At 66.3% G+C, this 23,002-nt stretch carries 20 protein-coding genes; 11 read left to right on the top strand and 9 right to left on the bottom strand.

All coding sequences use genetic code 11. The features are described from left to right. Positions 1-96 precede the first annotated feature (96 nt). Together QX135_RS25545 and QX135_RS25540 are read left to right on the top strand one after the other, a co-directional pair. The gene (locus tag QX135_RS25545; RefSeq protein WP_315773388.1) at positions 97-1,902 is read left to right on the top strand and encodes an ABC transporter ATP-binding protein; all 1,806 of its coding nucleotides are present in this window, start codon (positions 97-99) and stop codon (positions 1,900-1,902) included. A 32-nt stretch (positions 1,903-1,934) separates the two neighbouring features. Beyond that, complete coding sequence (locus tag QX135_RS25540; RefSeq protein ID WP_316234356.1) at positions 1,935-2,636, top strand: fumarylacetoacetate hydrolase family protein; 702 nt, start codon at positions 1,935-1,937, stop codon at positions 2,634-2,636. 897 nt (positions 2,637-3,533) lie between these two features. On the opposite strand, the gene QX135_RS25535 is transcribed toward QX135_RS25540, so the two are convergent. The 4 genes from QX135_RS25535 to QX135_RS25520 form a co-directional block, all read right to left on the bottom strand. After that, positions 3,534-4,136 (bottom strand): hypothetical protein, encoded by a 603-nt coding sequence (locus QX135_RS25535; RefSeq protein ID WP_316234355.1) that lies wholly within the window; start codon positions 4,134-4,136, stop codon positions 3,534-3,536. A gap of 181 nt (positions 4,137-4,317) precedes the next feature. Then, positions 4,318-5,247, bottom strand: coding sequence for an aspartyl/asparaginyl beta-hydroxylase domain-containing protein (locus tag QX135_RS25530; RefSeq protein ID WP_316234354.1), 930 nt, complete (start codon positions 5,245-5,247; stop codon positions 4,318-4,320). 222 nt (positions 5,248-5,469) lie between these two features. Beyond that, the gene (locus tag QX135_RS25525) at positions 5,470-5,625 is read right to left on the bottom strand and encodes a hypothetical protein (protein WP_315738952.1); all 156 of its coding nucleotides are present in this window, start codon (positions 5,623-5,625) and stop codon (positions 5,470-5,472) included. 175 nt (positions 5,626-5,800) lie between these two features. After that, positions 5,801-6,493, bottom strand: a complete 693-nt coding sequence (locus QX135_RS25520) for a PilZ domain-containing protein (RefSeq protein WP_315782766.1) — start codon at positions 6,491-6,493, stop codon at positions 5,801-5,803. Between the two features lie 671 nt (positions 6,494-7,164). On the opposite strand from QX135_RS25520, the gene cpaB reads away from it, so the two are divergent. From cpaB to QX135_RS25500, 4 genes are read left to right on the top strand one after another with little or no spacing between them, the layout of a single operon-like run. After that, a complete protein-coding gene (gene cpaB, locus QX135_RS25515) occupies positions 7,165-7,977 on the top strand; it encodes a Flp pilus assembly protein CpaB (RefSeq protein WP_315738955.1) in 813 nt (270 codons plus the stop codon). Between the two features lie 17 nt (positions 7,978-7,994). Next, a complete protein-coding gene (locus QX135_RS25510; RefSeq protein WP_315738957.1) occupies positions 7,995-9,464 on the top strand; it encodes a type II and III secretion system protein family protein in 1,470 nt (489 codons plus the stop codon). 33 nt (positions 9,465-9,497) lie between these two features. Beyond that, positions 9,498-10,235 carry a CpaD family pilus assembly protein gene (locus QX135_RS25505; RefSeq protein WP_315771453.1) on the top strand — a complete coding sequence of 246 codons (738 nt, stop codon included), beginning with the start codon at positions 9,498-9,500 and terminating at the stop codon, positions 10,233-10,235. Beyond that, on the top strand, positions 10,232-11,500 hold the full coding sequence (locus tag QX135_RS25500) for a CpaE family protein (RefSeq protein WP_315771455.1): 1,269 nt from the start codon (positions 10,232-10,234) through the stop codon (positions 11,498-11,500). Before QX135_RS25505 ends, QX135_RS25500 begins: the two co-directional genes overlap by 4 nt. Before the next feature lie 82 nt (positions 11,501-11,582). Here QX135_RS25500 and QX135_RS25495 read toward each other — a convergent pair whose 3' ends face one another. From QX135_RS25495 to QX135_RS25485, 3 genes are all read right to left on the bottom strand, one after another. Further along, complete coding sequence (locus tag QX135_RS25495; RefSeq protein WP_316180310.1) at positions 11,583-12,452, bottom strand: tetratricopeptide repeat protein; 870 nt, start codon at positions 12,450-12,452, stop codon at positions 11,583-11,585. 85 nt (positions 12,453-12,537) lie between these two features. After that, on the bottom strand, positions 12,538-12,783 hold the full coding sequence (locus tag QX135_RS25490; protein ID WP_315712872.1) for a PilZ domain-containing protein: 246 nt from the start codon (positions 12,781-12,783) through the stop codon (positions 12,538-12,540). 136 nt (positions 12,784-12,919) lie between these two features. Then, on the bottom strand, positions 12,920-14,842 hold the full coding sequence (locus QX135_RS25485) for an FAD-binding monooxygenase (protein WP_316180308.1): 1,923 nt from the start codon (positions 14,840-14,842) through the stop codon (positions 12,920-12,922). 101 nt (positions 14,843-14,943) lie between these two features. On the opposite strand from QX135_RS25485, the gene QX135_RS25480 reads away from it, so the two are divergent. Then, complete coding sequence (locus QX135_RS25480; protein WP_315813014.1) at positions 14,944-15,396, top strand: MarR family winged helix-turn-helix transcriptional regulator; 453 nt, start codon at positions 14,944-14,946, stop codon at positions 15,394-15,396. Between the two features lie 172 nt (positions 15,397-15,568). Here the strand turns inward: QX135_RS25480 and QX135_RS25475 are convergent, their stop codons facing one another. Further along, complete coding sequence (locus QX135_RS25475; RefSeq protein WP_409999359.1) at positions 15,569-17,119, bottom strand: flavin-containing monooxygenase; 1,551 nt, start codon at positions 17,117-17,119, stop codon at positions 15,569-15,571. A 60-nt stretch (positions 17,120-17,179) separates the two neighbouring features. On the opposite strand from QX135_RS25475, the gene QX135_RS25470 reads away from it, so the two are divergent. Next, on the top strand, positions 17,180-17,905 hold the full coding sequence (locus QX135_RS25470) for a hypothetical protein (protein ID WP_315812990.1): 726 nt from the start codon (positions 17,180-17,182) through the stop codon (positions 17,903-17,905). A 175-nt stretch (positions 17,906-18,080) separates the two neighbouring features. Beyond that, complete coding sequence (locus QX135_RS25465; RefSeq protein WP_315812989.1) at positions 18,081-18,812, top strand: alanyl-tRNA editing protein; 732 nt, start codon at positions 18,081-18,083, stop codon at positions 18,810-18,812. 132 nt (positions 18,813-18,944) lie between these two features. Here QX135_RS25465 and QX135_RS25460 read toward each other — a convergent pair whose 3' ends face one another. After that, a complete protein-coding gene (locus tag QX135_RS25460) occupies positions 18,945-19,451 on the bottom strand; it encodes an ATP-binding protein (protein WP_315812988.1) in 507 nt (168 codons plus the stop codon). Between the two features lie 466 nt (positions 19,452-19,917). On the opposite strand from QX135_RS25460, the gene QX135_RS25455 reads away from it, so the two are divergent. Continuing rightward, complete coding sequence (locus QX135_RS25455; RefSeq protein WP_315812987.1) at positions 19,918-20,295, top strand: hypothetical protein; 378 nt, start codon at positions 19,918-19,920, stop codon at positions 20,293-20,295. Positions 20,296-20,622: 327 nt separating this feature from the next. Next, entirely contained in the window at positions 20,623-22,977 is a 2,355-nt protein-coding gene (locus QX135_RS25450; RefSeq protein WP_315812986.1) for a TonB-dependent receptor, read from the top strand. Positions 22,978-23,002 lie beyond the last annotated feature (25 nt).

Raw genomic sequence — 23,002 nt, 5'->3', positions numbered from 1 at the left:
CGACTTAGCCGGACGCCGGGGGGCTTGAAAAAGCCGCCCCGAGCGGGCAAGCACTGCTGTCCGCCCGGCGATTTGTCCCGGCGGCCAGGGACCAGAATGGCCGAATTTCCGAAGAAGATCACCGACGATCCCTATGGCGCCGCGATCCTGATCCGCCGCCTCGTGATGGAACAGGGCATCCTCTACTGGCGTCGCTATCTCACCGCTTTCGCGCTGATGGCGGTCTCGGCCGGCGCCAGCGCCGGCGCCGCCTACATCCTCGGCCAGGTCATCAACAAGGCCTATGTCGACAAGAGCATCCCCGGCATCGCGGTGCTCTCCGGCGTCACCGTGCTCCTCTTGTTCGTCAAGGGCGTCTCGACCTACGGCTACGCCGTCATCCTGTCGAAAATCTCCAACGCCATCCTCGCCAACAACCAGCGCCAGCTGTTCGCCAAGCTGATGAGCGAGAGCATCAGCTTCTTCTCCGAGCGTCACTCGTCCGAGTTCCTCGCGCGCCTCACCGCCGGTGCCAAGTCGATCACCGACGTCCTGACCATGCTGATCAACGCGATCGGCCGCGACCTGCTGCTGCTCATCAGCATGATCGCCGTGATGGTCGCGCAGGATCCCTGGATGTCGCTGCTCGGCCTGGTCGTCGTGCCGCCGGCCATGCTGGTGTTGCGCAAGCTGGTGAAGCGCATTAAGGGCCTCGCGCACAGCCAGTTCACCGGCAATGCGGACATCCTCGAGACGATGCAGGAATCGCTGCAGGGCATCCGCACCGTGAAAGCGTTCACGCTCGAGGACGCGATGCGCGCCCGCATCGACGAGAACATCGCGGTGGTCGAGCGCAACGCCAACAAGATGGCCCGCGTCTCCAACCGTTCCAACCCGCTGATGGAGATGCTGGGCGGCTTCGCGGTCGCCGGCTGTTTGATGTATGGCGGCTATGCCGTGGTCGCGCTCAACGCCACGCCCGGCCAGTTCTTCTCCTTCATGACCGCCTTCCTGATGGCGACCGAGCCGGCCAAGCGGCTGGCGCGGCTCAACATCGATCTCAACAGCCAGCTCGTCGGCGCGCGCATGCTGCTCGAAGTGGTCGACAGCCCCGCCAGCGAGCAGCCTGACGACGACAAGCCGGCGCTGAAGCTGACGCAGGCCAGGATCGAGCTGCGCGACGTCAGCTTCGCCTATCGCGACAACGAGCCGGTGCTCAACCGCATGAGTTTCGTCGCCGAGCCCGGCAAGGTCACCGCGCTGGTCGGCCCGTCCGGCGGCGGCAAGTCGACGGTGCTGGCGCTGCTGTTGCGCTTCTACGAGGCGACCTCGGGCGACATCCTGATCGACGGCCAGTCGATCTCGAACGTGTCGCGCCGCTCCCTGCGCGAGCAGACCGCCTATGTCGGCCAGGACGTCTACCTGTTCCGCGACTCGATCCGCGCCAACATCGCCTTCGGCAAGCCGGGCGCGACCGAGGCCGAGATCATCGAGGCAGCGAAGGCCGCCTGCGCGCACGACTTCATCATGAGCTTCCCGCTCGGCTACGACACGCCGGTCGGCGAGCACGGCACCCAGCTCTCCGGAGGCCAGCGCCAGCGCATCGCGGTCGCCCGCGCGCTGATCCGCAACGCGCCGATCATCCTGCTCGACGAGGCTACCGCGGCGCTGGACTCCGAGTCGGAGCGGCAGGTGCAGGAGGCCATCGAGCATCTCTGCCAGAACCGCACCACCCTCGTCATCGCGCATCGCCTGCACACCATCATGAACGCCGACGCCATCCTGGTGGTCGAGGCCGGCGAGATCGTCGAGCGCGGCCGGCATGACGATCTGTTGCGCCGTGGCGGCCGCTATGCTTCGTTCTTCCGCCTGCAACAGCGCGACATGGGGCCGAATGTGATCCCCATGACCGCCACCTCCTGACCCGCCCATTTCACCGCACCCGAGATCGTTTCATGAGCGCCTCCACCGTCATCCCGGCCCTGCCGCAACCGTCGCTGCCCGTGGTGGGCGAAGCCGGCGTCTTTCCCGTTCGCCGCATCTGGTGCGTCGGCCGCAACTATCTCGAGCACATCCGCGAGATGGGCAATGACGAGCGCGATCCGCCGTTCTTCTTCGCCAAGCATGCCGACATGCTGGAGCCGGACGGCGCCGTGATCCCCTACCCGCCGTTGACCAAGGACATGCATCACGAGGTCGAGCTGGTGGTCGCGCTGAAGAGCGGCGGCCTCAACATCCCCACCGACAAGGCGCTCGACCACGTCTACGGCTACGCCGTCGGCATCGACCTCACCCGCCGCGACCTGCAGCTCGCCTCCCGCAAGATGCAGCGCCCCTGGGAGGTCGGCAAGTCGTTCGACCACTCCGCGCCCTGCTCGGCCATCCAGCCCGCAGCCAAGATCGGCCACCCGTCGACGGGCAAGATTTGGCTGTCGGTCAACGGCACCGAGAAGCAGAAGGGCGACCTCTCCGAGCTGATCTGGAACGTGCCGGAGATCATCTGGAAGCTCTCCCAGCAGGTCGAGCTCGCCGCCGGCGACATCATCATGACCGGCACGCCCGCGGGCGTCGCCGCCATCGTCCCCGGCGACAAGATCGAATGCGGCGTCGACGGCGTCGGCACGCTGAAGGTGTCGATCGGCGCGGCGGCGGGCTGAGCGGCTCGCCCAACGGCCTCCGCATCAATTCCGAAAAGCCGCGCCCTGCGCGGCTTTTTTCATTGGTCGTGACGCCCGAGGCCGGTCACATCATCCGCCGCACCGGCAGTCCACTCCCCTCCCCCTTGCGGGGAGGGGAGCTCACCGTCCTCGCGGCAAGACCTCGCCTGACTCACACAAGATGACAACACACGCCCCTGCTCCGCCGGAGCGCTAGCGCACGCAAGCCGCATCATCATCTGATCCACAATCTCAAACAGCATCGGGCTGAACAGGAAACGAGCACCCACCGCCTCGCGGCGCATTCCGCGCCCGAGCTATGCCCGAAATTCTCGCCCTCGAAAGTGGAGGGCGCAGGGAAGGCCGGGCGCTGGCCGCGCCCGTGGCCCGCCTGCGAAAAAAATGCAGGCGGCAGGTACCACAGGTCTGGCCGAACACACCCGGCCCTCCCCGCGCGATGGTTTTAACAGGCTATAACGTGCTCTCCCTGGTGCGCCGGGCTTTCTGGCCACCATCCGCTGCGCAAAGCGAAGCTTTGTCGCAACGTTGATACTAGCGTCGGAGTATCAGAACCACACGCCTTCACCGTCCGCGAGGCAAGCGTTCGTCCGTGCTCATCACACGCCGCCGCCGCGCGTCCACCGCTCCCCGCTGCCAACGTCCGTGACGACCGCGAACCGTCCCCTACCGTGCAACGGGATGGGCGGACTGTAATGCTGATTTGGGGGAGCATCCAAGCGATTTATGTTTATCGGAACGACTTGACTCGATTCTGTAAAGACGAATTGATTTGCCCGTCGGGTCACCCCGCCGAATTCCCCGAGTTGGAAGACCGTGGCAAAGATGCTGATCGCGGCAAAATCTACGAATAGAGGCTTCCCGCAGCGGCCGTGCCTACTAACGCGCTCTGCGGCTCGTTCTCACCTTGAGTATCCGCGTCGCCTCCTTGGCCAAGGTCGGCACGTGTAGAAACTCTTGCAGGGCATCATCGACGAGCGACAGACGTGAGCGCGTCAGCGCATCGAGCAAGAGGCCCCTGCAATCGCCGAGGCTCGAATCGCGAACAAGCGCGATCAGCTCCGGCATCACTTCATCGTCGGCGCTGTTCGCAAGGGCGACAGCAAGCCCCTGTTCTGTCCGGCTTCCTCGCGCGGCCTTCAAGTAGTGATCGGCGAGGATGTGCCAGGCGAAACGCAACTCCGGATCGGCAAGCGCGCGGGCAATACCGTCGCGGATCGCGTCGGGATAGGGACGGTCCAGATGGGCAAGCAGGATCGGAAAGGACCGCGGCCAACGCCGCCGATCGTTGACGAGGTCCCAGATCGACGAGACCGGGATGCCGGCCGATCTGAGATCGGCCACCAATGGTGCTTCCGCTAGCGCATTCTGTGCCCGCTTCTCCGCGAACATGCGCTCGCGCTCCCGCTCTGCGGCCAGCCACGCGGGGTCGGCATGCAATCGCTTTAATAGCTCGTCGGCGGTGACTGGTTTGTCCTTCAAGAGACATCCACCTCGATAGGCCCGCCTGCCAGCAAAGCTGGGCGCCCCAACGGCGGGGGGCTTGTCTAGCCTGACTTGGCAGCAGGCGTAGGGCGGATTAGCCGAAGGCGTAATCCGCCGTCCCTCCGCGGAGAAGAAGCGGCGGATTACGCTCCGCTAATCCGCCCTACTCTGTCCCCCCTCACCGAAACGCCGACACCACGATCGCCCCGACGATCGCCACCGTCAGCGTGTACTTCGCCGTGTAGTACACCGTCCGGTTCCACGCCTTCACCTTGCGCGTGGCGAGGTGAAACTCATACAGCTTGCCGAACACCTTGTTCAGCACGCCGACGTGCTCGCCCTCGACGTTCTGGGTCGCCGAGGCCTTGACGATGTGGTGGCTGACCCAGCGGTTGACGGCGGCGATGACGCCGAGCTTCATCGGGCGCTCGACGTCGCAGAACAGGATGATGCGGTTGATTTCGGTTAAGTTCTCGGCGCTGTGGATGAAGGTCTCGTCGAACATCAAGGCCTCGCCGTCGCGCCAGACGCAGGGCACGCCGTCGACAACGATGCGGCACTTGTCGGAGTTCGGCGTCACCAGGCCAAGGTGATAGCGCAGCGAGCCGGCGAAGGGATCGCGGTGGGCGCCGAGCTTGCCGCCGGGCGGCAGCATCGCGAACATCGCGCCGTGGACGTTCGGGATGGAGTTCAGCAGCTCGACCGTCTTCGGGCACAGCGTGCGCGCCGACGGCAGGAAGTCGTCGTACCATTTCAGATAGAAGCGCTTCCAGCCGCTCTTGAAGAACGAGTAGAAGCCCCAGTCGTTGTTGGCGGCGGCGGCGCGGATGAAGCCCTCGTCGAACAGCCGCACCGCCTCCTCGCGGATCTCCTGCCAATTGTCGGTGAGCGTCTTCAGCTCGGGAAACTGCTCGACCGGGATCACCGGCGTGTTGGGCACGGCCGAGCCGGCATACATCAGCACGTTGTAGGGGGCGAGATAGGTCGAGTGGTCGCCGAGCTGGCGGGCGAAGCGCAGCCGCTGCTTGCCGCGGAAGTGGACGTAGAGGGTGGCCCCGATCAGGATGTAGAGGCCGATGAGCTGTGGCGCGAAGAGCTGTCTGAGCATGTCCGGGACCCATGATCCGGCCGCTCAGAGCGTGTTGCGCAGAACCGTGTCGCCTTCTGGGCGAGGATTCAGATGGTGCTCTGATGCCGGCCAAGCGCCTCAATTTAGCCGCAAGCGCGGCCGGCCGCATCCCTTCGCACATGGGTTGTGAACGGGAATCGGGGTTGAAAGTTCTGCGGCGTGACCCGGCTGCAACAGCCGCCGGCCCCGGCTGCAATCATGCTAAGCCCGCGTCAGCTCCTGCAGGCCCTTGAAGGTCAGCCGCTTGGGGTCCCGGACGCCGGCGAGATACATGCGGCGGATGAAGACGGCCACCGCGTCGCGGTCGCAGCCGGTGAGGACGACGATGGCATCCACCGCGGTCTTCTGGGCCTCCATGGGACTGGTCCTCCTGGCAATGCACCCGGCAACGCAAGCTGTCACGATGCCGATTAACATCGCGTTAACCGTGCGGACGGCCGCCAGTTCCCATGCCGCGATTCCCGCCTTCGCTCCATACGCGAAACCGCGCAGGCCGGAGCGGCCGCCGTCGAACGCCGCAGGAGCGCCGCCGTCACACCAGGAAGAAGTCCTCGGGCGCCCCGATCAGGCGGTCATCGCCGTGGGCCACGAGCTTCCGCCGCAACGGGCGCGCCGGCGGCGTGATCACCCGCCGCTCGAGCTCGTTGGCGCCTGGCAACTGGTCGACGAAGCGGACGGCGAAGCCACTGGGGAAATGCCTGATGACGCGGCCGATGCAACTGCCCACCGCCAGCGGCGTGCCGATCTCCGGCTGGATCTCCGCCGAGACCGCGGCGCCCGACATCGAGGCATCGATCACGAAGCACGGGATGCAGCTGCCGTCGGCGAGCGTCAGCGCCGAATGCGGCGAGTTCGGCACGAAGCGCGCATCGCGGCGGGAGTCGCGGATCGACGGATCCTTCTGCTTCTTCTCCAGCCAGACCAGCTTCTCGGCGAGCTTGGCGCGCTCGGCGCGCGTCATCTCTAGCTCGAGCAGAAAGCCGCCATGCACGGTGTCGCTGATCTCGCCTTCGAACTTGCCGAAGTCGCGGAAATACGAGGTCAGACGATCGCCGACCTTGCCGACCACGGGCACCTCGAGCAGCGCGCGAAACGGCGACACCCGCGTGGTGCGGCAGGCGAAGGATCGCAGCCGTCCTTCCGGGGAATACCAGTTCGAAAGCGTGTAGGACCCGACCGTCTGAATCCTGACCGCGCGCTGCTTCAGGAATCGAGCAACCGACATTGCACGTCTCCCCTCGAACCCATGATGTCCCCGATGGCCCGGCCCCCGCCGAGGCACGATATGCCTGTTACAATTTCTGCGTGCATTTTCGGTCGAACTAACTCGAAATGGGCAAAGCCGCCATGCCCCGGACCGTGCGCGCAAATTCTTGAGGAAATCTGAATCCGAAACGGAAATCCCGCTCAACGGAATCGTATGTCCAACCCGTTTCCGCTTTCTGAAAATGCCGGCCCGTCAGATTACGGTGGGGCGCGGCACGTATTCGTCCCAGGCACGAACGGCTGATCGCATCAGCCGCGGCGCGATCGCGTCACGACGCACACCGTCTCACGATGAGCGTGCGTTCGCGTTCAACGTGATTAGTCAATGATTCATCCTAACGCGCGACCACCGAGGCGCGGCTGCAACTCACAATTTCATTCAATCGGGTGAGCAACTATCAGCGCGCGCAACCGCGCTGCCAGCAAACAGCTAACACGTTCGCGTCGTTTCGCTATTTGCTCGCTAACAACCTGTTCACCACTTGCGCAATCGGTCCGCACGGCAGCGGCTGCCGCCTATGCTGTTCAATTTCGCATATACTATTGCCGCTTAGTCGTAAGTGAGGGGGACGGCTGTCAGTCGGCTCGCGCGTCGCCCCAGGCGTATGAGTAAGCAAAGTAGTCACGCGTATGATGACCGCACGCATCGTGGTGTTAACCATCGCTCTCGGCGCGGGCGGCGTTGCGGCCTATCTGGTTAGCAATTCCGACGGCCAGCGGCAGACGCCGGCGGCGCCGGTCGTGCAATTGCCGACGGTCGAGGTGCTGGTCGCCAAGAACGACATCGGGCTCGGTCAGGCGATCAAGCCCGGCGACCTGATCTGGCAGACCTGGCCCGAGGCCGCGAGCAACATCTTCATCCGGCGCGGCGACCGTCCCGAGGCGGCCAATCAGCTGGTCGGCACCATCGCCCGCTCGCCGTTCGTGATCGGCGAGCCGATCCGCGAGCAGAAGCTGGTGAAGGCGGACGGCTCCGGCTTCATGGCGGCGATCCTGCCTGCAGGCATGCGTGCGATCTCCACCGAGATCTCGCCCGAGACCGGCGCCGGCGGCTTCATCCTGCCGAACGACCGCGTCGACGTCATTCTGTCGAAGCGCGACAAGAACCCGGACAAGCCCGGTGCCGCCGACTTCGTCAGCTCCGAGATCATTCTCTCCAACGTCCGCGTGCTCGCGATCGACCAGGCGCCGAAGGAGAAGGAAGGCCAGAACACCGTCGTCGGCAAGACGGTGACGCTCGAGCTCAAGCCCGAGCAGGCCGAGACTTTGGCACGCGCGCGACAGGCCGGCTCGCTGGCGCTGGCGCTGCGCAGCATCGCCGACGTGAACGCCGCCGACGGCAACAAGACCGAGACGCAGCAACAGCAGCAGATGGCGCGACGGGGCAGCGCCATCGAGATCATTCGCTATGGGATCACGAGCTCGCTCACGGCGCAGAAGTGACCGAAAGGACGAGGAAGATGATGGGTGGGCATCAACGCGCAAAATTCGGGACGTGGGTCGTCCGCGCGCTATCGACATCGGCCGTGATCGGCCTCGCGCTCAATCCGGCGCTGACGCCGGTGAAGGCGGCTGACGACAGGCTGGAGACGCCTGTGGTGTCGGTCGGGTCGTCGAAGGTTCGCTTCCTCTCGCTCGGCATCGGCAAGTCCGTGGTCGTCGACTTCCCGCAGGACGTCAAGGACGTGCTGGTCGCCGATCCCAAGGTCGCCAACGCCGTCGTCCGTTCGGCCCGGCGCGCCTACATCATCGGCGCGGCGGTCGGCCAGACCAACGTCGTGTTCTTCGACGGCGAGGGACAGCAGGTCGCGGCCTATGACATCGCGATCAAGCGCGATCTCAACGGCGTGCGCCAGGCGCTGAGCCAGAGCATTCCCGGCGTCAAGATCGACGGCGTCGGCGAGGGCGTGATCCTGACCGGATCGGTGTCGAGCCCGGTCGAGGCGCAGCAGGCCAGCGAGATCGCCGCTCGCCTCGTCGGCGGTGCCGACAAGGTGGTCAACTCGATCGTCGTGCGCGGCCGCGACCAGGTGATGCTGAAGGTCAACGTGTCGGAGGTCCGGCGCGAGATCGTCAAGCAGCTCGGCATCGATCTCAGCGCCAGCATGACCTACGGCACCGCCGTCGTGAACTTCAACAACACGAACCCGTTCACCGCCTATGGCAGGTCGCTGGTCGGCACCAACGGCCTCTCCGCCACCGGCGGCGGCTTGTCGTCGGTCTCGGCGACGATGCGCGCGATGGAGACGGCGGGCGTGACCAAGACGCTGGCCGAGCCCAATCTGACCGCGATCTCCGGCGAATCCGCGACCTTCATCGCCGGTGGCGAATTCCCGATTCCCGGCGGCTATTCCTGCGATCCCACCACGCGGGTCTGCAGCACCTCGATCACCTACAAGAAGTTCGGCATCTCGCTCAACTTCACGCCGGTCGTGCTCAGCGAAGGACGCATCAGCCTGCGGGTGATGACCGAGGTGTCGGAGCTGTCGAACGACAATGCGATCACGGTGTCGTATGCGCTGACCTCGGCCTCGACGTCGTCGGTGACGATCCCCGCGATCCGCACCCGCCGCGCCGAGACCACGGTCGAGATCCCCTCCGGCGGCTCGATGGCGATGGCCGGCCTGATCCAGAACCAGACCAAGCAGGCGATCAACGGCCTGCCCGGGCTCAATCAGCTGCCGGTGCTCGGCCAGCTGTTCCGCAGCCAGGACTACGTCAACAACGAGACCGAGCTGATGGTGCTGGTGACGCCCTATGTCGTGCGCGCCGTCGCGCAGAAGGAGCTGTCGCGTCCGGACGACGGCTTCGCGCCGGCCACCGACTCGGAGTCGGCGCTGCTCGGCCGCATGAACCGGCTGTACGGCATCGCCGCCAGGGTCGACGCGGCCACGGGGCAGCCGGCCGGCTTCGGCTTCATCATCGACTGAGATTGCGGGACGACGGGGCACGGGGGAACGATCATGTCGGCAACATCCATACCAGACGGCGGACGCACGCTGCGCCGGATCGGCGCCATCGCGGGGCTGGCGCTCACGCTCGGCGCCTGCAACACCACCACCGGCGAGGTCGTCGCGACGATCCCGGACGACTACAAGATCCGCCATCCGATCGCGATCGAGGAAGGCCGGCAGTCGACCGTCGTCTTCATCGGCAGCGGACGCGGCGGCCTGACCTACCAGCAGCGCGTGGACGTCGCGGGGCTCGCGCGCTCATGGCTGCGCGAAGGCACCGGCGGGATCATGGCGGAGGTGCCGGCAGGCACGTCGAATGCGCGCGCCGCGGCCGACGCCTATCGCGAGATCCGCGCCGTGCTGACCGCCGGCGGCGTTCCCTCGCACGCGATCTCGATGCGCAACACCATGCCCGACGATCCGCGGCAGCTCGCCGTCATCCGGCTGAGCTATCCGAAGATCGCCGCCGTCGCCGGTCCCTGCGGGCTGTGGCCGGACGATCTCGGGCCGAACATCAACAATCCCGGCTACAGCAGCAACCAGCACTATCAGAATTTCGGCTGCGCCACGCAGCGCAATCTCGCTGCGATGATCGACAACCCGGCCGATCTCGAGCAGCCGCGCTCGGAGATGGCCGCCTACACGCCGCGCCGCTCCGCGCTGTTCGAGAAGTACCGCAAGGGCGAGTCGACGGCGGTGGCGTATCCGGAGTCAGACAAGGCCAAGCTCAGCGATACAGGCAAATGATCAACGCGTCCCGTCAGAGCCAGGATGAGCAGCCCGGCCCCACCGGCCCGGCCCTCGACGATCACATCGCGCCGGTGCCGCGCGTCTCGGTGCAGGCATTCTGCGAGACCGACCAGACCTCGGCCGCGATCCTCGCGGCGAGCCAGGACCGAAGACTCGGCAAGGCGCACATCACGATCAAGGCGGGCGGCATGCCGCGCGCGATCGAGACCTATCACTCGCAGCCGACGCCGAACGTCATCTTGATCGAGACCAGGCCCGGCGGCGACATTCTCGGCGGCCTCGACGACCTCGCCAGCGTCTGCGATCCCGGCACCCGCGTGGTGCTGATCGGCAGCCCGTCCGACGGCGTCGCCTATCGCGAGCTGGTCCGGCGCGGCGTCAACGACTATGTGATGGGCCCGGTCGAGACCATCGACGTGATCCGGTCGGTCTGCAGCCTGTTCTCGGCCTCGGAGGCCGTCATCACCGGCCGCATCATCGCCGTGGTCGGCGCCAAGGGCGGCGTCGGCGCCTCCACCGTCGCCCACAACGTCGCCTGGAGCATGGCGCGCGACCTGACGCTGGATTCCGTCGTCATCGATCTCGACATGGCGTTCGGCACCGCGGGACTGGACTACAACCAGGATCCGCTGCAGGGCATCGCCAACGCCGTGTTCCAGCCGGACCGGCCGGATACGGCGCTGATGGAGCGCCTGCTCGCCAAATGCACCGAAAATCTCAACCTGCTCGCCGCCCCCGCGACGCTCGACCGCGTCTATGATTTCGGCGCCGATGCGTTCGACGCGATCTTCGACACCCTGCGCATGACCCAGCAATGCATCGTGCTCGACGTGCCGCACCAATGGTCGGCCTGGACGCGGCATGCGCTGATCAATGCCGACGACATCCTCGTGGTCGCCGAGCCCGATCTGGCGAATCTGCGCAACGCCAAGAATCTCCTGAGCGTGCTCAAGGCCTCGCGCCCGAACGACCGGCCGCCGCTGTATTGCCTGAACCAGGTCGGCATGCCCAAGCGGCCGGAGATCGACCTAAAGCGCTTCGCCAAGACCGTCGAGGCCGAGCCGGTCGCGATCATCCCGTTCGACTGCAAGCTGTTCGGCACCGCCGCCAACAACGGCCAGATGATCGCGGAGATATCGGGGCTGAGTCGCACGCCAAAGCTGTTCCAGGACATCGCGAACCGGCTCACCGGGCGCATCGACCACAAGCCGCAGCGCGGCTCGCTGCTGGCGCCGATCGCGAAACTGCTCGGCGCGAAATAGCGCCTTAGATCATGATCTCCGCGCAAACGCCTTTGGCGTTTGTCGCGAGGGAAAACCGGTTTCCACTTTTCCGGATCGTGCTCTAGTCGTCGGAGCGGCTGAGCGCCCGCGCCAGCGCCTTGTCGGGCTCACCGGCCACCGGCCGGTCGCGGCGCGGCAACAGCTCGCGCTGCGCGATCTTGCGGCGCTCCAGGATGCGCTTCACATAGGCGACGCTGGCATTGGCCTGCTCCGGCGGCAGCCCCGACCGCGCGATGCTCTCGGCCTCGCTCATCCGGCCCTGCAGGCCGACGATGACGGCGAGATTGGTCCGGACCCGCGGGCTGGCATCGGGGTGTGCGCTGGCCTTGCGCAACTGCTCCTCGGCCTTGGGCAGTTCGTTGGAGAGCGCGTAGGACAGGCCGAGATTGGACAGCACCGAGGGATCGTCAGGGGCGATCTTCAGCGCCGTCATGTAGTATTGCCGGGCCTCCTCGTTGCGCCCCATCTGGTCGAGCGTGGCGCCCTGCGCCGACAGGATGCGCCAGTCGGGATCCTCGGGCGAATGCGCGCGGCTGAGCACGTCGAACGCCTGCTGGAAATTGCCGTTGTCGGCGAGCGCACGGCCGTAGGCCGCCAGCAGCGCCTTGTTGCCGGGGCTGGCGATGCTCGCCTGCTCCAGCACGGCGACGGCCTGCGAGCGCTGGCCGGTGCCGCGCAGGGCGCTGCCATAGCGCAGCGCCACCTCGGGATCGTTGGGATTGGCGCGGAAGCGCTCGCGGAGCTGATCGATCTCGGCGCGCGGGTCGGCAGCGGCAGCGCGGCTCTTTTCGGGATTGCCGCCCAGTGCCCCCGTGACCTCGCTGAGATCGGTGGTCTGGCAGGCGCCGAGACCGAGCAGCACGGCCGTGAACGACAGCGCGAACGCGGCCGGCCGGAGCAGAGGGAGAGAGCGAAGGGGCCGCGTACGCATGCAACTGAACTACTTCGGGACCAGATGATCTGCACGCTGGCAGATTAACCCTAAGGTCCCGTTAAGCGGGCGCGGCCGGCCCGCCTCAATCGATGAATTCGGCGCCGAACTCGCAGCCGATGCGCCAGGCCAGCCGGCACTTGCGCTGGTGGTCGGGCGCGAAGACGATGGTGAACTGCGGGGGAATCTCGACGAATTCGGCGATCACCTTGACGCCGCCGTCGGAAATATCCGTGACCGTGCAGTCCCGCGGCAGGCTGCCATTGCCGTAGTGAATCTTCGCGATCCTCCTGCACAGCCGACGTTCACTCTTGCGACGGTTCGCCAACATCAACATTTCGACGTCTCACCCACTCAATCGTCCAATCCGGAGACCTCGTTTGTAGCAAGGAAACCTTGGGATCTGACTAGCGCCAAGCCCGGAAATCCGAGGAGCGGATTTGGGTTTCGTTTACCATCGGCGTGCCTCAGCGGACCGGCAGCAGCACACCGTCGAAATACGCCGACAGCCTCCTGACGCCGTCGAGCGGCAGGACGTCGGCGACATACTGATCGGGCCGCACGATCACGATGCAGCCCGCGGCGCGATCGATGCCGCGCATCGCAAAGATGTCCTGGCCGCTCTTCAGATCGGCACAGAACATCTTCTCGTAGTCGATGAGGCCGTAACGGCCCTTCCGCGGCAGCAGCAGCTCCGGCATGTGTTCGATCGCGAGCTCGCGATGCCCCTGCTGGAACACCGCGCGCAGATCAATCACGGAATCAATGTCGGCGCCCGCCTGGGTGTGGCGGCGCACGGGCGAGGCCGAATCCTCGCTGAGGAATTTGCACAGGCGGCGGATGGCGGACTCCGGCGCGGCTGGATCCTCCGCCGCCGCGAACGCAAAGATGCGGAAGCGGCCGTCGGCCTGGACGACATGGCCGAGCTGCACCGGCTTGGCATCGCCGAGCCGGATCACCGGCGCCGAGTGAAAGCGCTTGCCGATGACCAAGCCCGTGGCGAGCGGCTGGAAGGTGTCGGCGCCGGTGAGAACGGAGGGTCGATAGTGCGTGGCGGTGCCCGCCGTGTAGCGGCCGTGGCGCACGAAATAGTCCTGGGTCTTGGCCGCATCGGCGCCGCCCTGCTTGGCGGCGGAGGCAAGAATTCCTGCCCATTCGCGATCGAAATCGATCAGCTCCTGGGCGATGGCCCGCCGCTCCGCCGAATAGCTGTGCAGGAGCTGCGGCGCGCAACGCTTGCCCAGGACGGCGGCGAGCTTCCAGCCGAGATTGAACGTGTCCTGCATCGACACGTTCATGCCCTGCCCCGCCTTCGGGCTGTGGGTGTGGCAGGCGTCGCCGGCGATGAACACGCGCGGCAGCCGCGTTGCGACCTCGGCCTCCGGCACGTCGTCGAACTTGTCGGTGATGCGCTGGCCGATCTCATAGACCGACCACCACGCGACCTCCTTCACCTCGAGCGTATATGGCTCGAGAATGCGCCGTGCCTTGGCGATCACTTCGTCGACGGTGATGTTGCGCCCCGCCACGCGCTCGCCGACCTCGAGCTTGGCAAGCTCGACATACAGCCGGACCAGATAGCCGCCCTCGCGCGGGATCACCAGCAGGCTGCCGTCCTTGGCGGACTGGATCAGCGACTTGAAGCGGATGTCGGGAAAATCGGTCACGGCGAGCACGTCCATGACGCCCCAGGCATGATTGGCGGAATCCCCGTGCAGCTCGCGGCCGATCGCCTTGCGCACGACGCTGCGCGCGCCATCACAGCCGACGACGTAGCGCGCGCGCACCGTCTCCACCTGGCCTTCATGCTCCGGATCAATGCGATCGAAGCTGACGGTCACGCCGTGTGCGTCGACGCCTGCGGCCGGATCGATCCGCAGATCGCGCAGTCGCCGCGCGTAATGCGGCTCGAGCTTCGCGGCCGACCGGCGCATCACGTCCAGGAAGAAATCGTGGACCCGAGCCTGGTTGAGCACGACATGTGGCATCTCCGACAGGCCGTCCTCGACGTCCTGCACGCGACCGCTGCGCGCGATATGCTTGCTGTCTTGGTCGCTCGGCTTCCAGAACGTGGTCTCGTTGATCCAGCACGCTTCCCTCAGCACTTTCTCGGCAAAACCATAGGCCTGGAACATCTCCATGGTGCGGCAGGCGATGCCGTCGGCCTGGCCGAGCAGCAGCCGGCCCGGCTTCTGCTCGACGATGCAGGTCCTGATGTCCGGAAAAGCGGAAAGCTGGGCAGCGAGGTTCAACCCCGCCGGGCCGCAGCCGACGATGAGGACATCGGCTTCGGGTGGCAGCGGGCTGGTCGCGCCGGCGCTCGCGACACGTTCGGCCGCGTCGAAGATCTCGGGATCGCCCGGCTGGAAGCCGTTGAGATGAAACTGCACGTGACAACCCTCCCTCGCTGTTCCTTATTGATCAGTATGCTGATCATCAGTATGCTTGTCAAGCTGGTGACAGGAGATTCGAATTGACCGAGATGCAGGACATGCCGGGGCACCTGGCACGCCGGTTTCAGCAGATCGCCGTGGCGGTGTTCCTGGCGGAGGTGGAAGCGGCCGGCTTCGACCTCACGCCGGTGCAATATGCGGCACTGGCCGCGATCGCGGCCAACCCGGCCATCGACCAGATCACGCTCGCTGGCCTGATCGCCTATGACCGCACCACGATCACCGGCGTGATCGACCGGCTCGCACAGAAGGGCCTCGTCGTCCGCCGTGCGAGCGCGCGCGACCGCCGGTCACGCGAGCTGTTGATCACCGATGAGGGGAGAAGGACGCTGGAGGCGATCACGCCGGCGGTCGAGGCGGCGCAGCGGCTGATGGTGCGCGGCCTCAGCGGGGCCGAGGCGAAGGAGCTGGTGCGCCTCATGCGCAAGGCGATTGCGGCCGCCAACGAACTCAGCCGCGCGCCGCTGCGGGAGGGGGCGGCGGAGCGGTAAGCGCCAAGCAAACTGCTGGTTGCTTACCCGTCATGCCCCGGACCGGTTCCGGGCATCCGCGTTCTTCCAAGCCCAACGACATCGATGGCCGGATCAGCCCGGCCATGACGATGTGGAGAGAGCCGCCCCAAGCTGACGTCATAGAGGTGAGCGCCGCACGCCCCCCCTTCCCTCACGAATACCGCATCACGCCGTCGTCGACCTTGCCGAAGCGCAGCGAGACGATATCCAGCGCGTAGTTCTGGTACAGCCGCCACGGCCGCTTCGAGCCCTGCTTCGGCAGATCGGCAACCGCGCGCTGCACATAGCCGGAGCTGAAGCTCAGCGACGGCAGCGGCGTGACGGTGGAATCGTCATTGTGCGGCACGCATTGGCGATAGCCGTGCCGGTCCATATAGTTCAGGAGCCGGCAGACATATTCGCAAGTGAGGTCGCATTTCAGCGTCCAGGACGCATTGGTGTAGCCGAGCGTCGCCGCCAGATTCGGCACGTCGGAATACATCATGCCCTTGTAGTTGAGCGTCTTTGCGAAATCGACGGTGCGGCCATCCACGACGACCTCGATGCCGCCGAGTACCTGCAGCACCAGCCCGGTCGCGGTGACCACGATATCGGCCTCAATTTCGCGGCCGTCGGCGAGGCGCAGGCCGCGCTCGGTGAAGGTCTCGATCCCGGCCGTCACCACCGAGGCGCGCTGCTCGCGAATGGTCTTGAACAGGTCGCCGTCCGGCACCAGGCACAACCGCTGGTCCCACGGGTTGTAGCGCGGCGTGAAATGGGTGGCGACGTCGTAATCGGGACCCAGCGCGGCGCGCACCCCGCCCAGGATCAGCTGCTTGACCCGCTGCGGCTTGCGCCGGCTGAGCTGGAAGAAATACATCCCGAACAGCACGTTGCGCCAGCGGATCAGGTGATAGGCGAGGCCAGGGGGCAGATGCCGGCGCAGCTTGTTGGCGAGCGCGTCCTGCGCCGGGCGCGACACCACATAGGTCGGTGAGCGCTGCAGCATCGTCACATGCGCGGCGGACTTCGCCATCGCCGGCACCAATGTGACCGCGGTCGCGCCGGAGCCGATCACGACGACGCGCTTGCCGGCATAGTCGAGATCCTCAGGCCAGGCCTGCGGATGCACGATGCGGCCCTTGAAATCGGCCATGCCCTTGAAGTCCGGCAGATAGCCCGACTCGTAGCGGTAGTAGCCGGAGCACATGAACAGAAAGCCGCAGGTCATCCGCACGGTCTCGACCGTGCCCTGCTCCGTCCGGCGCTCGGCCTCGACGGTCCAGCGTGCGTCCGCGCTCGACCACGACGCGCGCCGGACCCGATGGTTGAACCGGATGTGGCGATCGATGCCGTTATCGGTCGCGGTGTCCTGGACGTATTTCAGGATCTGCGGCCCGTCGGCGATCGCCTTCGGATCGGTCCACGGCTTGAACGAATAGCCGAGCGTGTACATGTCGCTGTCGGAGCGGATGCCGGGATAGCGGAACAGGTCCCATGTGCCGCCGATCGCGCCCCGCCCCTCCAGGATCGCGAAGCGCTTGCCCGGGCACTTGTGCTGCAGATGATAGGCGGCGGCGATGCCGGACAGCCCGGCGCCGACGATCAGCACGTCGACATGCTCTGTTGACATGAGGTGTTCCTGGCGTTTCCTGGTGCGGCTTTCTTGCTCTGGCTGCGGACAGTCGCAACCCGGCTCGTCGCTGTCAAATCGCCGGCGCATTCGTCGTCGGTCAACCCTCCTCCGCTATCAGCGGGAAACACCCTCGATACGGATCTGGTGATGAACGCTCCCCACCCGCGCGACGACAGACCCGGCGACAGCGACAGCCGGGACGGCAGTGGCGCGCCGTCGCAGCGCATCGCCCTGGGCTTTTCGCTGTTCGCAATCGGGCTCGCAGCCTGGTCGCTCTTCCCGAGCTTTCCGGCTGGTCAGCTGATCGCGGTCGTCACCGTCATCCCGCTGCTGGCGCTCATCCTCACCTTGCGCTTTCCCGGGCGGTTCCGCATCGGCCTCGGCTCCGGCTACGGCGCCAATCTCGGCACCGGTTGCATCGTGGCGGCCGGCACGCTCGCCGCGCGCACGCTGTCGGACATCAACCTCGTCGACTGGCTGCCGCTGACGGCCTTCGCGACCGCGGTCGCGATCATTTTCCTCATCGTCGCCGCGCGGTTCGAAACCCAGCTCCGCCGCCGCGGCTGGCGGCTGCTGCTCGCCGCTCTCTTCGTCGCCGCCTATGCGTTCGGGGCGCTTGGTCAGTTCAACACCGCACTCGACCGCTCGGCGCCGGCGCTGCTGCGCAGCCGTGTGCTCGCCAAGCATCTCGGCCATAGCCGGCTCGCCACGCATCAGGTGACGCTCGAGCCGTGGGGCCCGTTCGCGAGAACCACCGATGCACATGTTGCGCAGGCGCTGTACGAAAGGTTGCAGCCGGGCGACACCGTGTGCCTGCGCCTGGGCGATGGCGCGTTTCGCATGGCGTGGTTCACGGTGGCGGCATGCCGCTGAGACCCGGCGCTGCGGCCGAGACAGGAACGGCCATTTGCACAGCGCCGCGATGCTGCGTATCGTCGTAGCTTCGTGGCCCGCATGAGCGCAGCCATATGCGGGGCCTCACGCGCCGTCTCGATGAACCCGGATGTCGCTCCGCTCATCCGGGCTATGCGATTGCGAGCCGTTCTGCATGACCGACTTCCTGCCCCGCCCTTTCGCTGTCGATCGTCCCGACGTGCTGGATCTCGACATCACCGCGCTCGACGCGCGCCCCGGCGCGGTGCTGGTGGCGCGCTCGCCGTTCTATCCCGGCGGCGGCGGCCAGTTGCCGGACCGCGGCACGATCGCGTGGAACGGGATCGTCCGCGTCGTCACCGGGTTCGAGCCGACCGCCGACGGCATCTGGCACCTGATCGGTGATGACGCCATCCCGGACGGGGCGATCGAGCTGCGCGTCGATCCGGCGTTCCGGCAGCGCATGAGCGAGCAGCACACGGTGGCGCATCTCGTCAACAGTGCCGTCTACACGCTGTTCGACGGCGCGCTGCTGACCGGCGTCCGCATGACCGAGACCGACGAGTTCAGTGTCGATTTCGATCTGCCCAAGGTGGCGCCGGAGCAGCTGCGCGCGGTGGAGGACGCGGTCAACGCGGCGATCTCGGACGATCGCCCGGTCCGCGCCTTCGACATGGGCTACGACGAGGCGCAGGCGACCGCTGGCCTGTTCCGCGCCAAATCCGTCGCCCCGCCACGCCAGGCCGACGGCCTGATCCGCATCGTCGACATCGACGGCCTCGACCGCCAAGCCTGCGGCGGCACGCATCTGGTCTCGACGGCGCAGGCCCGGCCCATCCGCATCGTGAAAGTGGACAACAAGGGCCGGCAGAATCGGCGCTTCAGGATCGGAATGCACAGCGCTTAGGAGCGACTTGCAGCGGCTCACGACGCGTAGCCCGGATGAGCGAAGCGACATCCGGGGTCTCACGCAGTATGCCGGTGAACCCGGATGTCGCTTCGCTCATCCGGGCTACGAGCACGTTGACGATCGCTCTGTTTATTGCGAGCGGCACCACGGCCGATGCACGATCACGTCGAATCCTTCATCCGGCGTCGGCGCCACGAAGTAGGACGTGAACAGGTCGAACTCCTCGTCGGTCACGGTGAAGGCGTGGCGGCCTTCTGCGTTGCGCGCGCGCAGCCGCGCCTTGCAGACCTCGTCGGGAACGTCGAGGTGATGCAATTGGTGCGGCACGCCGGCGGCTTCGAACAGACTGCGCATCCAGGCGCGGCTCGCCGGCGTGTTGGCGGGGAAGTCGAGCACGACCGAAACGCCGGCCCGCAACAGCGCGACGACATGCGGCCCCATCACGCTGCGCAGCCGTGACGAATTGCGCACGTAGTCCGCCAAGCTGCTCTGCTCGCCGGGATAGAGCCGCGACAGCCAGTCGTCCTCGGCGACCACGACGGTGGCCGAGCGATGGCCGAGCTCCGCGGTGAGCGTCGATTTGCCGGCAGCGATCTTGCCGCACACGAGGTGCAGCGTCGGTTGGTTGGGAGACACGGATACAGACCTCGCATACAGCGCATCTTCGGGCGCCAAGAGCATTCACAGGCAATTCTCGCAGGCGGAAGCGCCCGGCCCGACGGATCAGGCCGGGTCGGTAATTCGGCTGCTGACGGCAGCGCCTGCGATGCGAATGCGGAAGGTCATGAGGCTATATTTGACAGATGTCGCTGACGGCGTCCAGGCTCGGCCGTCATCCGTCGCGAGACCCCGCCGCGATTGAGTTCGACTCGCAAGAATGGCCCGCGCGCGTTTCAGTCGCGCCGGCCGCTCGCGAATGAGTTGAAGTCACTTCACTGTGGCCGAATTGATCCACTGCGACGGGAGTCGAGCCGGCCGCGTGTCGTCCATTGCCAACCGGATGTCCGCTCCTGTAGGTAGTTGCGAGGGACGGGGGCGTCAGTCGGTGGCTCGTCAGGGGCGTCAACTACAAGGCATCGCATCAGGACGACGTGAGGCGCGCATGCGCTCAGCGCGGCGCCGCGCAGCGCTGTCGCGGCTCGGCGGCGCTCTCGTCTGGTTCGCGGCATGGGCCCTGATCTTCCAGTCCGTGCTGGCGTTCTCCGCGATGAGCGCTGCGGTTGCGGCTCCCGACACCGCCATCATCTGTCAGAGCTCCACCGACGGTCCGCCGTCGGACGATATCGGCACTGCGGCCAAGCAATGCGCGAGCTGTCCGTTCTGTGCGCTCGGACGCGGCGTCACCGTCCCGCACGTACCCGCCATGGCGCGGCCGATGCCGGTGGTCGTGGCGATCCTGATCGAGCGGATCGACGTCGTTGCGGCGCTCCGGCCCGCACTCGAACTGCCGGTCGCTCGCGGACCACCGGCGGCCGTCTAGGCCGATCACTCCAGACATCTCATCCCGTCACGATGCGGCCGGTCTCGTCCGCGCGCGCTGTGGGCTGCCGTCCGGCGGTCGCCGCAGCCGTGCCCGCAGCCGCCTCGTCGCGACATGTTCACGGGGCCACGGCGCGCTCGCCGCCAGACGCCTCTCCCATTCCTATTCCGAGATCCCATCATGGACCAATGTTCGACACCCGTCCGGCGGCGGTTGCTCCGCTCAACCACCGTGCTGACATCGCCTGCGCTGCTGGCATTCGCCCTTTCGAGCCCCGTGCTTGCGCAGGACCCATCGCGGGCTCGCTCTGCCGCCACGCTGCCGCAGGTGACGGTCACTGTCCCGCAGCCCCGTCCGGCCGCCCGAACGGCCGTCCGCCGCAGGGGCGCACATGCGGCGACGACCAATCCGGCAAGCGCGCCACCGCCGCAGGCGACCTCATCCGACGGCGTCGCCGCGCCTCCCGGCGCCACTTCGGTTGCGCCGGGTGACATCCTGGCGAAGCGCGCCATCACGAACGACACCGCTGCGCTGTTTGCCGATGTACCCGGCGTCAGCCTCTATTCGGCCGGCGGGGTCTCGAGCCTGCCGGCGATCCATGGCCTCGCCGACGACCGCCTGCGCATCAAGGTCGACGGCATGGACACCATCGCCTCATGTCCCAATCACATGAATCCGGCGCTGTCCTACATCGATCCAGCCCAGGTCGCCGCAGCCAAGGTCTGGGCGGGCATCACTCCCGTGAGCGTCGGCGGCGACTCGATCGGCGGCACCGTCGCCGTCAGCTCGCCGGCGGCCCTGTTCGCGGCGCCGGGGCAGAGCCTGCTGACAAAAGGCAGCATCGGCACGTTCTACCGCAGCAACGGCAACGTGCGCGGCGTCAACCTGTCGGCCACCATGGCCACCGAGAACTACAGCGTCAGCTACAGCGGCGCTTCGGTCAAGGCAGACAACTATACGGCCGGCGGCAACTTCAAGAACTTCACCCTGAGGAGCTCGATCACGCCGGTGCTTCCCCTCGATCAGGTCGGCTCATCCGCCTACGAGACCAGGAATCATCTGATGGGCATCGCCTGGAGCAAGGACGGCCAGCTCATCGAGCTGAAGGCGGGAGTGCAGGAGGTCCCCTATCAGCTCTACCCGAACCAGCGCATGGACATGCTGGGCAACGATGCCTACAGCCTCAACCTGCACCATCTCGGCCGGTTCGACTGGGGCGATCTGGACACCCGCCTCTATCATCAGTCCGTCGATCACTACATGAACTTCGGCGGCGATCGGCTGCTCTCGTATGGCACGCTGCGCCCGCCGAACACGACGGGTGCGAGCTATCCGGTCAACGGCATGCCGATGTATACGCGCACCAAGACCAACGGCCTGACCTCCAAGGCCGACATCACGCTGTCGCCCCGCGACGTGGTCCGCGTCGGCGTGGACCTGCAGACCTATCGTCTCGACGACTGGTGGCCGCCGGCCCCCGATTGCGGCGTCGGCAACTGCATCGGCGGCATGGCGCCGCTGACATTCTGGAACATCAACGGCGGCAAGCGCGACCGGGCCGGCGTGTTCAGCGAGTGGGAGGCGAAGTGGAGCCCGTCCTGGCTGTCGCTGCTGGGCGTGCGGTTCGAGCGCGTCGAGACCGACACCGGACCGGTCGTCGGCTACAACACCAGCACCACGCCGCTGACATCGGGGTTCATGTCCGGCATGTACGAGACGAGCTCGGTCGGCTCCCGCGCGGCGTTCAACGCCATGGATCGCTCGCGAAAAGACAACAATGTCGATCTGACGGCGCTGTTCCGGAATACGCCGAGCGCCCATCTCACCTTCGAGTTCGGCGCGATGCAGAAGACCCGGTCGCCGAATCTCTACGAGCGTTATTCGTGGTCGCGCAACACCATGGCGCTGGAGATGAACAATTTCGTCGGCGACGGCAACGGTTATCTCGGAAACCCCAATCTGAGACCCGAGGTCGCCCATACCGTGAGCTTCACCGGCGCCTGGCACAGCGCCGACCATGAGGCCGAGATACGGCTCACACCCTATTACACCCATGTGCGCGACTACATCGATGCGGTGCAGTGGAAGGCCGCCACCAACACCGCTGCCGTGCCTGCCGTCGCCAACCAGTTTGTGATCATGAAGTACATGAACCAGCAGGCACGGCTGTACGGCTTCGATCTGTCCGGCAAGGTGCCGCTGGGCAGGACGCCGATCGGCGATTTCGGCCTGAAAGGAGTCCTGAGCTATACCAACGGCAGGAACCTCGACACCGGAGGCGGCCTCTACAACATCATGCCGATCAACGGCAAGCTGACGCTCACGCACCGGCTCGACGGCTGGGACAGCGGCCTCGAGCTGGTGATGGTGGGCCGCAAGTCCGACGTCTCCGTCGCGCGCAACGAGCTCAAGACCCCGGCCTACGGCCTGGTCAACCTGCGCAGCAACTACAGCTGGCAGAAGCTGCGCATCAGCTTCGGCGTCGAGAACCTGTTCAACAAGCTCTACTACCTGCCGCTCGGCGGCGCCTATATCGGCGAGGGCGCATCGATGTCGTTCAACAAGGAGGCCGGCACCGTCGCTGCCACCGGCGGCGGCGTATCGGGCACCGCGACGATGTGGGGCACCGCCGTTCCCGGTCCCGGGCGGTCGTTCTATCTGGGTGCGAACCTGGAATTCTGACGCCGGCATTCGCATCGGCGCCCTG

Source organism: Bradyrhizobium sp. SZCCHNR1098 (genome assembly GCF_032489375.1).
GTDB lineage: Bacteria > Pseudomonadota > Alphaproteobacteria > Rhizobiales > Xanthobacteraceae > Bradyrhizobium.
This window is presented reverse-complemented; position numbering and strand designations above follow the sequence as displayed.

Excerpts from the sequence above, each read along its gene's own strand:
- QX135_RS25510 (WP_315738957.1), top strand. The coding sequence starts at position 7,995 with ATGATGGGTGGGCATCAACGCGCAAAATTCGGGACGTGGGTCGTCCGC.
- QX135_RS25465 (WP_315812989.1), top strand. The coding sequence starts at position 18,081 with ATGACCGACTTCCTGCCCCGCCCTTTCGCTGTCGATCGTCCCGACGTG.
- QX135_RS25545 (WP_315773388.1), top strand. The coding sequence starts at position 97 with ATGGCCGAATTTCCGAAGAAGATCACCGACGATCCCTATGGCGCCGCG.
- cpaB (WP_315738955.1), top strand. The coding sequence starts at position 7,165 with ATGATGACCGCACGCATCGTGGTGTTAACCATCGCTCTCGGCGCGGGC.
- QX135_RS25490 (WP_315712872.1), bottom strand. The coding sequence starts at position 12,783 with ATGTTGGCGAACCGTCGCAAGAGTGAACGTCGGCTGTGCAGGAGGATC.
- QX135_RS25505 (WP_315771453.1), top strand. The coding sequence starts at position 9,498 with ATGTCGGCAACATCCATACCAGACGGCGGACGCACGCTGCGCCGGATC.
- QX135_RS25500 (WP_315771455.1), top strand. The coding sequence starts at position 10,232 with ATGATCAACGCGTCCCGTCAGAGCCAGGATGAGCAGCCCGGCCCCACC.
- QX135_RS25495 (WP_316180310.1), bottom strand. The coding sequence starts at position 12,452 with ATGCGTACGCGGCCCCTTCGCTCTCTCCCTCTGCTCCGGCCGGCCGCG.
- QX135_RS25480 (WP_315813014.1), top strand. The coding sequence starts at position 14,944 with ATGCCGGGGCACCTGGCACGCCGGTTTCAGCAGATCGCCGTGGCGGTG.
- QX135_RS25455 (WP_315812987.1), top strand. The coding sequence starts at position 19,918 with ATGCGCTCAGCGCGGCGCCGCGCAGCGCTGTCGCGGCTCGGCGGCGCT.
- QX135_RS25530 (WP_316234354.1), bottom strand. The coding sequence starts at position 5,247 with ATGCTCAGACAGCTCTTCGCGCCACAGCTCATCGGCCTCTACATCCTG.
- QX135_RS25520 (WP_315782766.1), bottom strand. The coding sequence starts at position 6,493 with ATGTCGGTTGCTCGATTCCTGAAGCAGCGCGCGGTCAGGATTCAGACG.
- QX135_RS25475 (WP_409999359.1), bottom strand. The coding sequence starts at position 17,119 with ATGCGCCGGCGATTTGACAGCGACGAGCCGGGTTGCGACTGTCCGCAG.
- QX135_RS25525 (WP_315738952.1), bottom strand. The coding sequence starts at position 5,625 with ATGGAGGCCCAGAAGACCGCGGTGGATGCCATCGTCGTCCTCACCGGC.
- QX135_RS25540 (WP_316234356.1), top strand. The coding sequence starts at position 1,935 with ATGAGCGCCTCCACCGTCATCCCGGCCCTGCCGCAACCGTCGCTGCCC.
- QX135_RS25470 (WP_315812990.1), top strand. The coding sequence starts at position 17,180 with ATGAACGCTCCCCACCCGCGCGACGACAGACCCGGCGACAGCGACAGC.